The organism is Citrobacter sp. CK181, assembly GCF_030333595.1.
Taxonomy (GTDB): domain Bacteria; phylum Pseudomonadota; class Gammaproteobacteria; order Enterobacterales; family Enterobacteriaceae; genus Citrobacter_B; species Citrobacter_B koseri.
This window is the reverse complement of the sequence record NZ_JAOWFN010000011.1, coordinates 515714-531233: the sequence shown is the minus strand read 5'-3', so window position 1 is coordinate 531233 and position 15520 is coordinate 515714. Positions and strand designations below refer to the sequence as shown.

Below are 15520 nucleotides of genomic sequence, written 5' to 3'. Positions count from 1 at the left end.
GCCAGCGCGATAGTTTTGACGTTTACTATGTTGCACCTTTTTATTTCCGCCGTGAGGGATTATGCGTTTCAGGCAGTTACTACCACTTTTTAGCGCGCTCTTCGCGCTGTATATCATTTGGGGTTCCACGTACTTCGTTATTCGTATTGGCGTTGAGAGTTGGCCGCCGCTGATGATGGCGGGCGTCCGTTTTCTGTCTGCGGGGATTTTGTTAACAACATTCTTACTTCTTCGCGGGCATAAACTGCCCCCTTTGCGTCAATTACTCAATGCCGCGCTGATTGGCATTCTGCTGCTGGCGGTGGGGAACGGTCTGGTTACCGTAGCGGAACATCAGGATGTACCGTCCGGCATCGCCGCCGTGGTGGTCGCGACGGTCCCACTCTTCACGCTGTGCTTCAGCCATTTCTTTGGCATTAAAACGCGAAAACTGGAGTGGACAGGCATCGCCATCGGCCTGGCGGGGATCATCATGCTCAATAGCGGCGGAAATTTGAGCGGCAACCCCTGGGGCGCGCTGTTGATCCTGATTGGCTCGATGAGCTGGGCATTCGGCTCCGTGTTCGGCGCCCGCATCGCGTTGCCGACAGGCATGATGGCCGGAGCGATTGAAATGCTGGCTGCCGGTGTTGTGCTAATGTTCGCTTCCTTTATCGCCGGGGAAAAGCTGACGACGATGCCGACGCTCTCCGGCTTCATGGCGGTAGGTTATCTGGCGCTATTCGGTTCCATTATCGCCATTAACGCCTATATGTATTTGATCCGTAATGTCAGCCCGGCGCTGGCGACCAGTTACGCTTACGTCAACCCGGTAGTGGCGGTGTTACTGGGAACAGGTCTGGGGGGAGAAAGCCTTTCTTCCGTCGAGTGGCTGGCATTAGGGGTAATTGTTTTCGCTGTCGTCCTGGTGACGCTCGGGAAATATTTGTTTCCCGCCAGACCCACGACCGCAGTGAGCGAATCGGAGAAATCACTCCAGTAAATGAATACCCTGCGTGTCGATCTGCGCGGTGGGGCCACCGCCGCAGATCCACTCCTCAAGCCGTTCCGCCAGTGCGGCGTCGCTGAGTTTCAACCGGCCACGCAAAGCACACTCCCAGACAATCAGCACACGCCAGCCAAGCTCGCGAAGCCTCAGCATGTCTCGCCGATCGCGCTCCACATTTTTACCGATTTTGTTTAGCCAGAACTCGGTACGCGTGGCGGGAACTTTGAACAGGTAGCAGTCATGATGATGCCAGAAACAGCCGTGCGTGAAGATAACGCAGCGATACTCATCCACGACAAAATCCGGGCGTCCGGGCAACGTGGCGTCCTGCACATGAAACGCCATCCCCTGCTCCTGCAACAGACCGGCAAGGCGTTTTTCTATCGCCGTATCGCGCGTGGCTATCGCCCGCATATTCTTGCTGCGCGTCGCCTTATCGTGTACGTCCGCCATGCTGGCTCTCTTTCTGGCGCAATGTAACGGCCTGTTTAATTCTCGACTCCAGCAGTTTTGCTACTGCGGCAAATGCCGGAACCACGACGGAGTTACCAAACTGACGGTAGGCCTGGGTGTCTGAAACGGGAATGCGGAACTGATATCCCTGCGGCGATTCAAATCCCATTAACCGCGCGCACTCTCTGGGCGTTAACCGGCGTGGACGGTGCTGCTGATTCACCGGATCGTCGAAATTCGCCTCTCCTGCGGCCATATCCCAGCCACGGTCAATCAGTATCTCCGCGCCATCTTTATAGTAACGCGCCGACAATGTGCGCGTTACGCTGCCGGGATTCGCAGGATAGACCATCCCATAGCCAAAACCGTTACCCCGGGCCTGATGCTTTTTCGCGTAGCGGTACAAATACTTCCACAATACCGGCGTCAGCACATATTTCGCTTCAACCGCCGGTTCAAGCAGTTCCGCCAGCGTGATGCGCTGCTGCGGATAGCGTGTGGCAATATCCCGCAGCGTAAAATCGGTTTTCAGATTAAGATCGCGGCGGAACCCCACCAGCACAATCCTCTCCCGATGCTGGGGTAAAAAATGGCGGCCATCAATAATTTTCGGGTCGTCCGGCCCATTATCCGCAGCATCAGCGACGTCATACCCCAGTTCGTCAAGCGTTTGCATAATGATGCGAAACGTTTTTCCCTGGTCGTGGCTTTTCAGGTTTTTGACGTTTTCGAGCACAAAAATCGCCGGGCGTCGGGCGTCAATAACCCGCACGACATCGAAAAAGAGCGTCCCCTGCGTATCGCAGGCGAAACCATGCGCCCGCCCCATCGCGTTTTTCTTTGATACCCCTGCCAGAGAGAATGGCTGGCAGGGAAAACCAGCCAGTAGAACATCGTGCTCCGGTATGTGCTGGCGAATATGCTCCGCCGCTTCGCTATCGCTCACGCCGTCGCGGTGGCTCAGCGTAATATCGCGAATATCTTCATTGAAATGATGCCGTTGCGGATCGCAGTAATAATTGGCTTTATAGGTGCGTACCGCGTGTTTATTCCATTCGCTGGTAAACACGCACTGCCCGCCTATCGCTTCAAAGCCACGGCGAATTCCGCCGATCCCGGCGAAGAGATCGACAAAACGAAAGGCATAATGCGGATGGTGTGCCGGAGGCGTTGGCAACAATGTCCTGAGGTGCGTATATTCGCTCTCGCTCAGACGATGCCACGCCGTTGCGTTCGCCACGACGCGTTTAAAAATAGCCGGGCTCCAGTGGTTCTCCCCAACGCCATTCAGATGCGCCACCAGCGTTTTCACATCATAGATTTCCAGCAGTTTGCCCAGCAACGCCTGTACGGCAGCCCCGGCATTGTCCGTCATCAGATCCTGGAAACCTGTTACTGAAAGATTTTCCTGCATACATTTAACCGGCGAAATTGATATTCGACAGGTTAACACAAAATGAACGCGTTTACGTTTTGGGTATGGTCACTACTTATCGCGGCTAAAAGCCTGAATTACCGTCTGATCCAACGTGTCGTACTCCCCTCTTAGCTCCGCGCTTAGCTTCGCCATCCAGGTCACCAGGAAGTCGGCATTATGCTCTGCCAGCAGCTTTCCCCGCACGGTTTGCATGGTTTGCGGCAAGGTCAGAAGTTTTGTCTGAAAATGGTCGAGGGCGAATTGCTTATCGTTAAGCGGGCGACGTTGCGCGAAGGGATCTTCAGCATCAAATAGCGAAACGCCCAGCCCGCCGGAAACGGCAAACACGCGCGCCAGACCGATTGCGCCCAGTGCTTCAAGCCGGTCGGCATCCTGCACAATCTTCGCCTCGCTGGTCATTGGCGCAATGTGGGCGCTAAAACTGTGCGCCTCAATCGCATGACTGACTGCCGCTAATTTCGCTTCAGGATACGCAGGGAAATCGTTCATTAATATGCGACGTGCCGCGTCAGCGGCCAGCACGGATGAACGATGGCGATCGGGATGATTTTTCGGCAGGCTGACGATATCGTGGAAATAACACGCGGTCAGCACAACAAGCCAGTCAACATCCTCATCCGTCGACAGCTTTTGTGCCGTTCCCCAGACGCGACGAAAATGAAAAATGTCATGGGCGCTATCCTGCTCGTGGTGATTTTTGCCCAACCACGCTTCGAACTGCGATTGCCAGTAGTGTAAATCCACGCTGCCTCCTCTGAATCAGAAAGCAACATTAGCAATATTCCGCCTTGTCTTCACGCTCAATGATTACGGGAGGAGGTATCAGACAGGTTGACGAAGGCAATAAATGGAATAAAAAGAAAATCCGAACGACGTTAAAATAGCGTTAATTACGATAAAGCATTCACAAAATAAATTCCAAAAACGTAAATCATAATTTATTAAAAGAAGAACATAACACAGTTAAATATAAAGCAATAAATACATATTAAATTATTTATAATCGCACCCAAAGAAACAATTAGAAATATTTTAAATACATTTGTTACATGTAATATTTAAAAAAGAATGAACTTCCTAGAATAGTATTCAACAGTGATCTTCAGGATTCGATCACTTATTCATATCAATTATTATTATAGGGAATACATAATGAAAAGAAAAGTTCTGGCGATGCTTGTCCCTGCTCTATTAATTGCAGGCGCTGCAAATGCGGCTGAAGTGTATAATAAAGACGGCAATAAACTGGACCTGTACGGTAAAGTTGATGGCCTGCGTTATTTCTCTGACGATGCAGGCAGCGACGGCGACATGTCCTATGCCCGTCTGGGTTTTAAAGGCGAAACGCAAATTGCCGAGCAGTTAACCGGTTACGGTCAGTGGGAATACAACATTCAGGCCAACGGTACTGAAGGTGATAAAGGTGACGCCTGGACTCGTCTCGGCTTCGCTGGTTTAGGTTTTGGTCAAAACGGTACTTTCGATTACGGTCGTAACTACGGCGTGGTTTACGACGTAGAAGCCTGGACCGATATGCTGCCAGAATTCGGCGGCGATACTTACACTCAGACTGACGTTTATATGTTAGGCCGTACTAACGGCGTAGCAACCTACCGTAATAACGGCTTCTTTGGTCTGGTTGATGGTCTGAACTTTGCGCTCCAGTATCAGGGTAATAATGAAGGCACCGGTTTTGGTCAGGAAGGTTCCGGCAACAGTACTAATCGCAAGCTGGCTAAAGAAAACGGCGACGGCTTCGGTATGTCCACCTCCTACGACTTCGACTTCGGTTTAAGCCTGGGTGCGGCATACGCCAATTCCGATCGTACCGATGCTCAGGTTGCTCGTGGTTACGGTGACGGCATGAACCAGCGTAATAACTATGCTGGTGGCGATAAAGCTGAAGCCTGGACCGTTGGTGCAAAATACGACGCCTACAATGTTTATCTCGCCGCCATGTACGCTGAAACCCGTAATATGACTTACTATGGCAATGGCGACAGCGAACTTAATGGCGGTATCGCCAACAAAACGCAGAACTTTGAAGTTGTTGCACAGTATCAGTTTGACTTCGGTCTGCGCCCGTCTATTGCCTACCTGCAATCTAAAGGCAAAGACTTAGGTGGTCAGGAAGTAAGACACGGCAACTGGCGTTACACCGATAAAGATCTGGTGAAATATGTTGATGTGGGTATGACCTATTACTTCAACAAAAATATGTCCACCTATGTTGATTATAAAATCAACCTGCTGGATGAAGACGATAGCTTCTACGCAGACAACGGTATCGCAACCGATGATATCGTAGCCGTCGGTCTGGTTTACCAGTTCTAATATTCATTAGATACTGCACTAAGCCCGCATAATGGAATAATTTCATGATGCGGGCTTTTTATTATCACGCGCGCCCTTTAGACCAATATGCCATAAAGTTAATCGCTTTGTGCTCGACGCCACGCTCGCCAATTAAATGGCGGCGCAGCAGTTTGACGACGGTGGACTCTGCGGCCACCCACCCATAAAACGCCGTGCTGCTGGTCGTGGCCTTATCCCAGAGAAGCTCCCCTTCGGCTTCTTCTTTCACCGTATCCACCGTATCGGGATGGCGACTTTCGGGTACTCTGGCATGCGTTTTTACGGCCTGAATCAGGCATTCACCGTGCTTCGCCGCTGCGGGGTTACGCGGCAACCAAAAAATGTCGGCGAACTTAAACTCGCTTAAATTCGCGCAGTCGCCCTGTTCAGGAACTTCAAAGAACGCCTGAACCTGTGGCGGATTGGTCTGTCTCGCCAGCATCTCAAGGATACCGCGCGCGGCGGGGAGCGCCGTCTCATCAGCAATGATTAACGCATTCCGCAGTCCCTGGGGAGGCGTCCATTCATAGCCGCCGCTGTCTTCAGCATACGCCGCGTCAGGCGCCACCATCTGAATGGCGTCGCCGGGTCTGGCGTTAATCGCCCATGCCGAAGCCGGTCCCTCTGTACCATGATTGATAAATTCCACGGTGACCTCCTGGCGAGCAGGATCGACATGTCGCAGCGTATAGGTGCGGATAACCGGGCGCTTCTCTTTTGGCATCCCCAGTACAAGCTGATACCAGTGCCCTTCGGCAGGCAACGACGGCGGCGTACCGTCTTCAGACGGAAACAACATCTTAATGCGCTGATCCGGCGAGTCGCATTTCATCTGCGCCACCTCCTGCCCACTGAAAACCAGGCTCAGCAGCGAAGGGGAAACCTCCGTCTTACGCGCCAGTTGAACGTTGAACAGGCGGTAGCCCTGAACTCCAGCCATAACTTTTCCTTACGCTTAAATCGCGGAATGACGTGAACGGTAGCGGCTGCGCCAGATAAAGCCAGACACCACGGTAAATAACACAGCGACGAAAAAAGCCGCCACAATCAGCGCCGCTGCGGCGCCGGTTTTCGACACCAGCGGCACCAGCAATGCGCAAAGCCCATAGCCAAGCGTGTGGCTGGTCGCGATCCAGCCCGCGCCCGCGCCGTCTGTCAGCTTATCATTCAGTAAAAGCTGATAAGCGGGTGTTGCCAGAGCAGCCCCAAACGACAGCACCGCACAGCCGAGGTAAAACAACCATAGCTGTTCGGCGAGCATTATCGCCAGGCCACAAATCATCAGCGCTCCGGCACTCAAAAGCAGCGCCATCGGCGTCAGGCGCTGCGGGCGGAGCACCCCGAACTGTGCGATAAGCGCAGCAACTGCGGCCAGCCCCAACAACCACGCCACCTGGTGGCTAATGGCGGCGGTATCCGTGGCGAACTGGCGAGTAAGGGCGGGCGAAAGACCAAGCTGCATCATGCTCACCGCCGCAGCTAATAACAGCGCGCAAAGCAGATAAGGCAGGCAATCCAGCCTCAGGCTGGCGCTCTTACGCTCCGCTGCGGGCTGCGGTGGCGTGCCAGGCAACCGCAGCAGCATCACCAGCGCCAGCAATGGCGTTGCCATCAGCAGCCCCATCGGCGCCAGAGGGTGAATTACCAGCATCGCCGCCGCGCACAACGGCCCGAATAGTCTGCCGCAGCTCAAGCCGGAGCTAATGGTTGCCAGAGCGACCATGCGATTCCCTTCCCCCGCTCTCTGCAATGCCCAGACCTGACAGGCTGGCACCATCGCCGACACGGTAAGTCCGTAGGCGATCCGCGCGATGATTAATATTCCCAGCCCCACCGCTGTTGTTACGGCGCCGGTCGCCATCAGCATGCTTCCCAGCCCAAGCAGAGTAAAGCTTGCGCCGTATCCCCCCAGTGCCCACAGCACCACAGGCTTACTGCCCACACGAGCAATTTGCTTTCCCCACCACGGGGAAGACGGCAGGAACAGCATTGAGCCAAGCATCAGCAAAGCCGCCCAAATCGACAGGCTCAGGTTTGTCTGAATCACCAGTACAGGGATCGCGACCAGCAGGCCGTTTTGCCCGACACCGAGTAACCCCGCACTGAACGCAAGCGGCCAGCAGGACAATGGTTTTTGCGGCGTTTCCGCGCTCTCAAGAGACGTCACGATGTTGCAATTCCATGTATTAATTGTGTTTATTTGTAAAATTAATTTTACCGATTCTAACAATTGTTATTGATAATGAGAAACCTTATCGGCAAAATTCGCATTATCATAACGAGTGGGATCTGTTTGATTATGACTTTGCCAACTAAAACGTCAGCCCTGGATGTGGCTGCGCAGTGCTTCCTGAATTCCCTGGTTCGTGAAACCAAAGACTGGCGGCTGACGGAATACCAGCCAACCGAATTGATCATCCCGCTGGGCGAACAGCAGGCGCTCCATTTCAGAGTGGCTTATTTCTCCCCCACCCAGCATCACCGCTTTGAATTTCCGGCGCGTCTGGTCACGGCCTCCGGCAGTCACCCCGTCGATTTCGCCACCCTCTCCCGGCTTATTGTTGATAAGCTCCAGCACCAACTCTTGCTGCCCGCGACCAGTTGCGAAACCTTCCACCAGCGCGTGATGGAAAGCCACGCCCATACGCAGCAGGCGATTGATGCCCGCCATGACTGGGCAGCCCTGCGTGAAAAAGCGTTGAACTTTGGCGAGGCGGAGCAGGCTCTGCTGGTCGGGCACGCCTTCCACCCGGCGCCTAAGTCTCATGAACCGTTTAACCAGCAGGAGGCCGAACGCTACCTGCCGGACTTCGCGCCCCACTTCCCGCTGCGGTGGTTTGCGGTGGACAAAACGCAGATCGCCGGTGAAAGCCTGCATCTCAACCTGCAACAGCGGTTGACGCGATTTGCCGCAGAGAATGCGCCGCAGTTACTCAATGAATTAAGCGACAATCAATGGCTATTCCCGCTGCACCCGTGGCAGGGGGAGTATCTGTTGCAGCAGGAGTGGTGCCAGGAGCTTGTCGCTAAAGGGCTGATTAAAGATTTAGGCGAAGCCGGCGCGCCGTGGCTACCGACCACCTCTTCCCGCTCGCTCTACTGCGCCACCAGCCGCGACATGATCAAATTCTCCCTGAGCGTGCGCCTGACCAACTCCGTCCGTACCCTGTCAGTGAAAGAAGTGAAGCGTGGAATGCGCCTGGCACGCCTGGCGCAAACCGACGACTGGCAGACGCTACAGGCTCGCTTCCCGACTTTCCGGGTGATGCAGGAAGACGGCTGGGCCGGGCTGCGCGATCTCCACGGCAACATCATGCAGGAAAGCCTGTTTGCCCTGCGTGAAAACCTGCTGGTGGATCAGCCGCAAAGCCAGACTAACGTACTGGTCTCCCTGACTCAGGCCGCGCCGGATGGCGGTGATTCGCTGCTGGTTGCGGCGGTAAAACGCCTGAGCGATCGCCTCGGCATCACTGCGCAACAGGCCGCCCACGCATGGGTCGATGCTTACTGTCAGCAGGTGCTGAAGCCGCTGTTTACGGCTGAAGCGGATTACGGCCTGGTGCTGCTGGCGCATCAGCAAAATATTCTGGTTCAGATGCTTGGGGATCTGCCGGTCGGGCTTATCTACCGTGACTGCCAGGGCAGCGCGTTTATGCCTCACGCGGCAGGCTGGCTCGACACCATTGGCGAAGCGCAGGCGGAAAACGTCTTCACCCGTGAGCAGTTACTGCGCTACTTCCCTTATTACCTGCTGGTTAACTCCACTTTTGCCGTGACCGCCGCGCTGGGCGCCGCCGGGCTGGACAGTGAAGCGAATCTGATGGCTCGCGTACGAACGTTGCTGGCTGAAGTGCGTGATCAGGTGACTCATAAAACCTGTCTCAACTACGTGCTGGAAAATCCGTACTGGAACGTAAAAGGTAACTTTTTCTGTTATCTGAACGACCACAACGAGAACACCATCGTCGATCCCTCGGTGATCTACTTCGATTTCGCCAACCCGCTGCTGGCTCAGGAGGGCTAAATGTCTAAGGCAAATATCGTTCACAGCGGATATGGACTGCGCTGTGAAAAACTCGACAAGCCTCTGAATCTTAGCTGGGGGCTGGACAATAGCGCGGTGCTGCGCTGGCCGGGGCCGCTGCCGACAGGGTGGCTGCGCGACGCGCTGGATCAGATATTTATCGCCGCACCGCAACTTTCAGCGGTGGTTCTCCCCTGGGCCGAATGGCGTGAGGAGCCACAGGCGCTGACGCTTTTCGGGCAGGTAAAAAGCGACATCATCCATCGCGCCGCCTTCTGGCAGTTACCGCTATGGCTGAGTTCTCCGGCAAACCGGGCCTCCGGCGAAATGGTTTTTGATGCAGAGCGTGAGATTTATTTCCCGCAGCGCCCGCCCCGTCCGCAGGGCGAGGTTTATCGCCGTTACGATCCACGCGTTCGCAAGACGCTGAGTTTCCGCGTTGCCGATCCCGTTCTTGATGCAGAACGTTTCACCCGCTGGATGAACGATCCGCGCGTTGAGTATTTCTGGGAGCAAAGCGGCTCGCTGGAGGTACAGACCGCCTATCTGGAGCGCCAGCTCACCGGTAAACATGCGTTCCCGCTGATCGGCTGCTTCGACGATCGGCCGTTTAGCTATTTCGAAATCTACTGGGCGGCGGAAGACCGCATTGGCCGCCACTATTCATGGCAACCCTTTGACCGTGGCCTGCATCTGCTGGTTGGTGAACAGCAATGGCGCGGAGCCCACTACGTGCAAAGCTGGCTGCGCGGGCTGACGCATTACCTGCTGCTGGATGAGTCCCGCACGCAGCGCACCGTACTTGAGCCACGCGCCGATAACCAGCGCCTGTTCCGCCACCTTGAGCCTGCGGGATACCGGACAATTAAAGAGTTCGACTTCCCACACAAGCGCTCGCGCATGGTGATGGCGGATCGCCATCACTTCTTCACGGAGGTCGGTCTGTAATGAATCACAAGGATTGGGATTTTGTTAACCGCCAGCTGGTGGCAAAAATGCTGGCCGAGCTGGAGTATGAGCAGGTTTTCCACGCGGAATCTCAGGGCGATGGCCGCTACTGCATTAACCTGCCGGGTGCGCAATGGCGCTTCAGCGCTGAACGCGGCATCTGGGGCTGGCTGTGGATTGATGCTCAAACGCTGCGCTGTGCGGACGAGCCCGTTCTGGCGCAAACGCTACTGATGCAGCTAAAGCCGGTGCTGTCGATGAGCGATGCCACCGTTGCTGAGCATATGCAGGATTTGTATGCCACGCTGCTGGGCGACCTGCAACTGCTGAAGGCTCGTCGCGGGCTGAGCGCCAGTGACCTGATTGATCTTGATGCCGACCGCCTGCAATGCCTGCTAAGCGGCCATCCTAAATTCGCTTTTAATAAAGGACGTCGGGGCTGGGGCAAAGAGGCGCTGGAGCGATATGCGCCAGAGTACGCCAACACCTTCAGACTGCACTGGCTGGCGGTAAAACGTGAGCATATGGTCTGGCGCTGCGACAGCGAGCTGGATATTCAGCAGTTGTTGACGGCCGCGATGGACCCGCAGGAGTTTGCCCGCTTCAATCAGGTCTGGCAGGAAAACGGGCTGGATAACGACTGGCTGCCACTGCCGGTACATCCGTGGCAGTGGCAGCAAAAAATCGCCCTCGACTTCATCGCCGATCTTGCCGAAGGCAGGATGGTTTCGCTCGGCGAGTTTGGCGACTTGTGGCTCGCGCAGCAGTCGCTGCGCACCCTGACCAACGCCAGTCGCCAGGGCGGGCTGGATATCAAGCTGCCGCTAACCATCTACAACACCTCCTGCTATCGGGGGATTCCGGGCAAATACATCGCTGCCGGGCCGCTGGCCTCACGCTGGCTGCAACAGGTTTTTGCGACCGACGCCACGCTTAAGCAAAGCGGCGCGGTGATCCTCGGTGAACCGGCGGCGGGCTATGTGTCCCATGAAGGCTATGCCGCGCTTGCCCAGGCACCCTACCGCTACCAGGAGATGCTCGGCGTTATCTGGCGTGAGAATCCGTGTCGCTGGCTGAAGCCGGACGAAAGTCCGATTCTGATGGCGACACTGATGGAGTGCGATGAAAACAATCAGCCGCTGATAGGCGCATATATCGACCGCTCCGGGCTGGACGCTGAAACCTGGCTTACGCAGCTGTTCCGGGTGGTAGTGGTTCCGCTGTATCACCTGCTTTGCCGCTACGGCGTTGCGCTTATCGCCCACGGACAAAATATAACGCTTGCCATGAAAGAGGGCGTACCGCAGCGCGTGCTGTTGAAAGATTTCCAGGGCGATATGCGGCTGGTGAAAGATGCGTTCCCGGAGATGGACTCCCTGCCTCAGGAGGTGCGTGACGTCACCGCTCGCCTGAGCGCCGACTACTTAATTCATGATTTGCAGACCGGCCACTTCGTGACGGTTCTGCGCTTTGTTTCGCCGCTGATGGCTCGCCTTGGCGTACCGGAGAGGCGTTTTTATCAACTGCTGGCAGCAGTGTTGAGTGATTACATGCAGGAACATCCACAAATGTCAGCGCGCTTTGCGCTTTTCTCACTCTTCAAGCCACAAATTATTCGCGTAGTGCTGAACCCGGTAAAACTGACCTGGCCCGACCAGGATGGCGGCAGCCGCATGTTGCCGAATTACCTTGAGGATCTGCAAAACCCGCTGTGGCTGGCAACCAGGGACTGAATCATGACAAACACTGTAGATTTTATTGGCGTAGGCATCGGCCCGTTCAACCTGAGCATCGCGGCGCTGTCTCATCAGGCCGAAGGATTAAGCAGCCGCTTCTTTGACGGCCGCCCGCATTTTGCCTGGCATCCCGGCATGCTGGTGCCGGACTGCCATATGCAGACCATGTTCCTGAAAGATCTGGTTAGCGCTGTGGCTCCCACAAGCCCGTACAGCTTTGTTAACTATCTGGTGAAGCGCAAAAAATTCTACCGCTTCCTGACCACCGAACTGCGTACCGTGTCCCGCGATGAGTTTTCCGACTACCTGCGCTGGGCCGCCGAAGGGATGAACAATCTGCATTTCAATCATACCGTTGAGAGTATTGATTTCGACGAGAGACGCCAGCGGTTTGTGGTGCAGACCAGCCAGGGCGAAAGCGTTGCCCGCAATATCTGCCTTGGCATTGGCAAGCAACCGCACCTGCCGCCTTGCGTAAAAACGGCGACGCAAACCTGCTTCCACGCCAGTGAAATGAGCCTGCGCCAGCCAGACCTCGGCGGCAAGCGAGTCACCGTGGTTGGCGGCGGGCAAAGCGGCGCCGACCTGTTCCTCAATGCGCTGCGCGGAGAATGGGGCGACGTTGCAGAGATCAGTTGGGTCTCGCGCCGCAATAACTTTAACGCGCTGGATGAGGCGGCGTTCGCCAACGAATACTTCACGCCTGAGTACGTTTCAGGCTTCGTCGGTCTGAATGAAAGCGCGCGCCAGAAGATGCTCGACGAGCAGAAAATGACCTCCGACGGCATCACGGCCGACTCGCTACTGACCATTTATCGCGAGTTGTATCACCGCTTCGAGGTACTGAGGCAACCGCGTAACGCCCGTCTGCTGCCAAGCCGCTCGGTCACCGGGCTGGAAAGTCGCGGCCAGAGCTGGCAACTGCTGCTGGAGCATCATCTGGATAACGGCTATGACACTCTGGAAAGCGACGTGGTGATTTTCGCCACCGGCTACCGTCCCGCGCTGCCGCAGATACTTTCACCGCTGATGTCGCGAATCGCCATGCGCGATGAGTGCAATTTCAAAGTACGCGACGACTTCACCCTGGAGTGGAACGGCCCGAAAGAGAACAACATCTTCGCGGTCAACGCCAGTATGCAAACCCACGGCATCGCCGAACCACAGCTCAGCCTGATGGCCTGGCGCTCCGCCCGTATTCTTAATCGCGCGCTGGGGCGTGATTTATTCGATCTCAGTATGCCGCCCGCCCTGGTTCAATGGCGCAGCGGCAGCCGGGAAAAACCGCAGCCGGAGGCTGCTTCTTTAACTCGCTACACAGCATCTTTGGGCTGATTTTTTCCGCCCGTGTGAAGGAATAATGATGATAAGCAAAAAGTATACGCTTTGGGCTCTCAACCCACTGCTTCTCGCCATGATGGCGCCAGCAGTCGCTCAACAAACCGATGATGAAACGCTCGTGGTGTCTGCCAACCGCAGCAATCGCACCGTAGCGGAGATGGCGCAAACCACCTGGGTTATCGAAAACGCCGAACTGGAACAGCAGATTCAGGGCGGCAAAGAGCTGAAAGACGCTCTGGCTCAGCTGATCCCTGGCCTTGACGTCAGCAGCCAGAGCCGCACCAACTACGGTATGAACGTGCGTGGCCGCCCGCTGGTCGTGCTGGTTGACGGCGTGCGTCTCAACTCTTCACGCACCGACAGCCGACAGCTGGACTCTATCGATCCTTTCAATATCGACCATATTGAAGTGATCTCCGGCGCGACGGCCCTGTACGGCGGCGGCAGTACCGGTGGTCTGATCAACATCGTGACCAAAAAAGGCCAGCCGGAAACCCAGATGGAGTTTGAGGCTGGCACCAAAAGCGGCTTTAACAGCAGTAAAGATCACGATGAGCGCATTGCCAGCGCCATCTCCGGCGGCAATGACCATATCTCCGGGCGTGTTTCAGTGGCGTACCAGAAGTTTGGCGGCTGGTTTGACGGTAACGGCGATGCCACCCTGCTCGATAACACCCAGACCGGCCTACAGTATTCCGATCGCCTGGACATCATGGGCACCGGTACGCTGAACATTGATGAAACCCAGCAGCTTCAGCTGATCACGCAGTACTATAAAAGCCAGGGCGACGACGATTACGGGCTGAATCTTGGGAAAGATTTCTCCGCCATTAGCGGGGCCAGCACGCCATACGTCAGTAAGGGGCTGAATTCCGACCGTATTCCCGGCACCGAGCGTCATCTGATTAGCCTACAGTACTCCAACAGCGATTTCTTTGGTCAGGAGCTGGTCGGCCAGGTTTACTACCGCGATGAGTCGCTGCTGTTCTACCCGTTCCCGACCGTAAATGCGAACAAACAGGCGACGGCTTTCTCCTCGTCACAGCAGGACACCGACCAGTACGGCATGAAACTGACCCTGAACAGCAAACCGCTGGACGGCTGGCAAATCACCTACGGGCTGGATGCCGACCACGAGCGCTTTACCTCCAACCAGATGTTCTTCGATCTGGCCCAGGCAAGCGCTTCCGGGGGGCTGAACAACCAGAAGATTTACACCACCGGGCGCTATCCGTCGTATGACATCACCAACCTGGCGGCCTTCCTGCAATCAAGCTATGACATCAATGATATCTTTACCCTCAGCGGCGGCGTACGCTATCAGTACACTGAGAACAAGATTGATGATTTCATCGGCTACGCGCAACAACAGCAGATTGCCGCCGGGAAGGCGACATCCGCCGACGCCATTCCAGGCGGCTCGGTCGATTACGACAACTTCCTGTTCAACGCCGGTCTGCTGATGCACATCACCGAACGCCAGCAGGCATGGCTCAACTTCTCCCAGGGCGTGGAGCTGCCGGACCCGGGTAAATACTACGGTCGCGGCACCTATGGCGCAGCGGTGAACGGTCACCTTCCTCTGACCAACAGCGTGAACGTCGGCGACAGCAAGCTGGAAGGCGTGAAGGTCGATTCTTATGAGCTGGGCTGGCGCTTTACCGGCGACAACCTGCGCACCCAAATCGCGGCCTACTACTCGATTTCCGATAAGAGCGTGGTGGCGAATAAAGATCTGACCATCAGCGTAGTGGACGACAAACGCCGCATTTACGGCGTGGAAGGCGCGGTGGACTACCTGATTCCAGATACCGACTGGAGTACCGGTGCGAACTTCAACGTGCTGAAAACCGAATCGAAAGTGAACGGTAGCTGGCAGAAATATGACGTGAAGGTGGCAAGCCCATCGAAAGCGACAGCCTACATTGGCTGGGCGCCGGACCCGTGGAGCCTGCGCGTACAGAGCACCACTTCCTTCGATGTGAGCGATGCAGAAGGCTACAGCATTGATGGCTATACCACCGTCGATTTGCTCGGCAGCTATCAGCTTCCGGTGGGTAAACTCAGCTTCAGCGTTGAGAACCTCTTCGACCGTGACTACACCACCGTCTGGGGGCAGCGCGCGCCGCTGTACTACAGCCCAGGTTACGGCCCCGCTTCCCTGTATGACTACAAAGGACGCGGCCGCACCTTTGGTCTGAACTACTCAGTTCTGTTCTAAACCGCCCTCCTTGCCC

At 55.7% G+C, this 15520-nt stretch carries 12 protein-coding genes; 7 read left to right on the top strand and 5 right to left on the bottom strand.

The window, feature by feature from the left end:
- Window positions 1-61: 61 nt before the first annotated feature.
- Window positions 62-982, top strand: coding sequence for a drug/metabolite exporter YedA (gene yedA / locus OGW17_RS06640; RefSeq protein ID WP_071258783.1), 921 nt, complete (start codon window positions 62-64; stop codon window positions 980-982).
- On the opposite strand, the gene OGW17_RS06635 is transcribed toward yedA, so the two are convergent.
- From OGW17_RS06635 to OGW17_RS06625, 3 genes are all read right to left on the bottom strand, one after another.
- Window positions 971-1441: a very short patch repair endonuclease gene (locus OGW17_RS06635; protein WP_071258786.1), complete on the bottom strand. Its 471-nt coding sequence runs from the start codon at window positions 1439-1441 to the stop codon at window positions 971-973. The two genes, yedA and OGW17_RS06635, sit on opposite strands and share 12 nt — an antisense overlap.
- Window positions 1422-2855: a DNA cytosine methyltransferase gene (locus OGW17_RS06630; protein WP_071258789.1), complete on the bottom strand. Its 1434-nt coding sequence runs from the start codon at window positions 2853-2855 to the stop codon at window positions 1422-1424. The genes OGW17_RS06635 and OGW17_RS06630 overlap by 20 nt, the downstream gene beginning before the upstream one ends.
- A 72-nt stretch (window positions 2856-2927) precedes the next feature.
- Window positions 2928-3623, bottom strand: coding sequence for a phosphohydrolase (locus OGW17_RS06625; RefSeq protein WP_071258791.1), 696 nt, complete (start codon window positions 3621-3623; stop codon window positions 2928-2930).
- A gap of 408 nt (window positions 3624-4031) precedes the next feature.
- On the opposite strand from OGW17_RS06625, the gene ompC reads away from it, so the two are divergent.
- A complete protein-coding gene (gene ompC / locus OGW17_RS06620; RefSeq protein WP_071258794.1) occupies window positions 4032-5213 on the top strand; it encodes a porin OmpC in 1182 nt (393 codons plus the stop codon).
- A gap of 64 nt (window positions 5214-5277) precedes the next feature.
- Here ompC and OGW17_RS06615 read toward each other — a convergent pair whose 3' ends face one another.
- A complete protein-coding gene (locus OGW17_RS06615) occupies window positions 5278-6174 on the bottom strand; it encodes a siderophore-interacting protein (protein WP_071258796.1) in 897 nt (298 codons plus the stop codon).
- 15 nt (window positions 6175-6189) lie between these two features.
- Window positions 6190-7401, bottom strand: coding sequence for an MFS transporter (locus OGW17_RS06610; RefSeq protein ID WP_049011638.1), 1212 nt, complete (start codon window positions 7399-7401; stop codon window positions 6190-6192).
- 132 nt (window positions 7402-7533) lie between these two features.
- On the opposite strand from OGW17_RS06610, the gene iucA reads away from it, so the two are divergent.
- Genes iucA through iutA form a run of 5 tightly spaced genes read left to right on the top strand, consistent with a single transcriptional unit; the run spans window position 7534 to window position 15504 of the window.
- Window positions 7534-9258 (top strand): aerobactin synthase IucA, encoded by a 1725-nt coding sequence (iucA, locus tag OGW17_RS06605; RefSeq protein ID WP_047462875.1) that lies wholly within the window; start codon window positions 7534-7536, stop codon window positions 9256-9258.
- A complete protein-coding gene (gene iucB / locus OGW17_RS06600; RefSeq protein WP_071258798.1) occupies window positions 9259-10206 on the top strand; it encodes a N(6)-hydroxylysine O-acetyltransferase IucB in 948 nt (315 codons plus the stop codon).
- Window positions 10206-11939, top strand: a complete 1734-nt coding sequence (gene iucC, locus OGW17_RS06595; protein WP_071258801.1) for an NIS family aerobactin synthetase IucC — start codon at window positions 10206-10208, stop codon at window positions 11937-11939. The genes iucB and iucC overlap by 1 nt, the downstream gene beginning before the upstream one ends.
- A gap of 3 nt (window positions 11940-11942) precedes the next feature.
- Window positions 11943-13277, top strand: coding sequence for an NADPH-dependent L-lysine N(6)-monooxygenase (gene iucD / locus OGW17_RS06590; protein ID WP_071258804.1), 1335 nt, complete (start codon window positions 11943-11945; stop codon window positions 13275-13277).
- 25 nt (window positions 13278-13302) lie between these two features.
- Window positions 13303-15504, top strand: coding sequence for a ferric aerobactin receptor IutA (iutA, locus tag OGW17_RS06585; RefSeq protein WP_012131873.1), 2202 nt, complete (start codon window positions 13303-13305; stop codon window positions 15502-15504).
- Window positions 15505-15520: the final 16 nt, after the last annotated feature.

Bases quoted from the DNA above. Each gene is read 5' to 3' on its own strand.
- OGW17_RS06615 (WP_071258796.1), bottom strand. From the start codon at position 6,174: ATGGCTGGAGTTCAGGGCTACCGCCTGTTCAACGTTCAACTGGCGCGT.
- OGW17_RS06635 (WP_071258786.1), bottom strand. From the start codon at position 1,441: ATGGCGGACGTACACGATAAGGCGACGCGCAGCAAGAATATGCGGGCG.
- OGW17_RS06630 (WP_071258789.1), bottom strand. From the start codon at position 2,855: ATGCAGGAAAATCTTTCAGTAACAGGTTTCCAGGATCTGATGACGGAC.
- iucC (WP_071258801.1), top strand. From the start codon at position 10,206: ATGAATCACAAGGATTGGGATTTTGTTAACCGCCAGCTGGTGGCAAAA.
- yedA (WP_071258783.1), top strand. From the start codon at position 62: ATGCGTTTCAGGCAGTTACTACCACTTTTTAGCGCGCTCTTCGCGCTG.
- iucB (WP_071258798.1), top strand. From the start codon at position 9,259: ATGTCTAAGGCAAATATCGTTCACAGCGGATATGGACTGCGCTGTGAA.
- ompC (WP_071258794.1), top strand. From the start codon at position 4,032: ATGAAAAGAAAAGTTCTGGCGATGCTTGTCCCTGCTCTATTAATTGCA.
- iucD (WP_071258804.1), top strand. From the start codon at position 11,943: ATGACAAACACTGTAGATTTTATTGGCGTAGGCATCGGCCCGTTCAAC.
- iutA (WP_012131873.1), top strand. From the start codon at position 13,303: ATGATGATAAGCAAAAAGTATACGCTTTGGGCTCTCAACCCACTGCTT.
- iucA (WP_047462875.1), top strand. From the start codon at position 7,534: ATGACTTTGCCAACTAAAACGTCAGCCCTGGATGTGGCTGCGCAGTGC.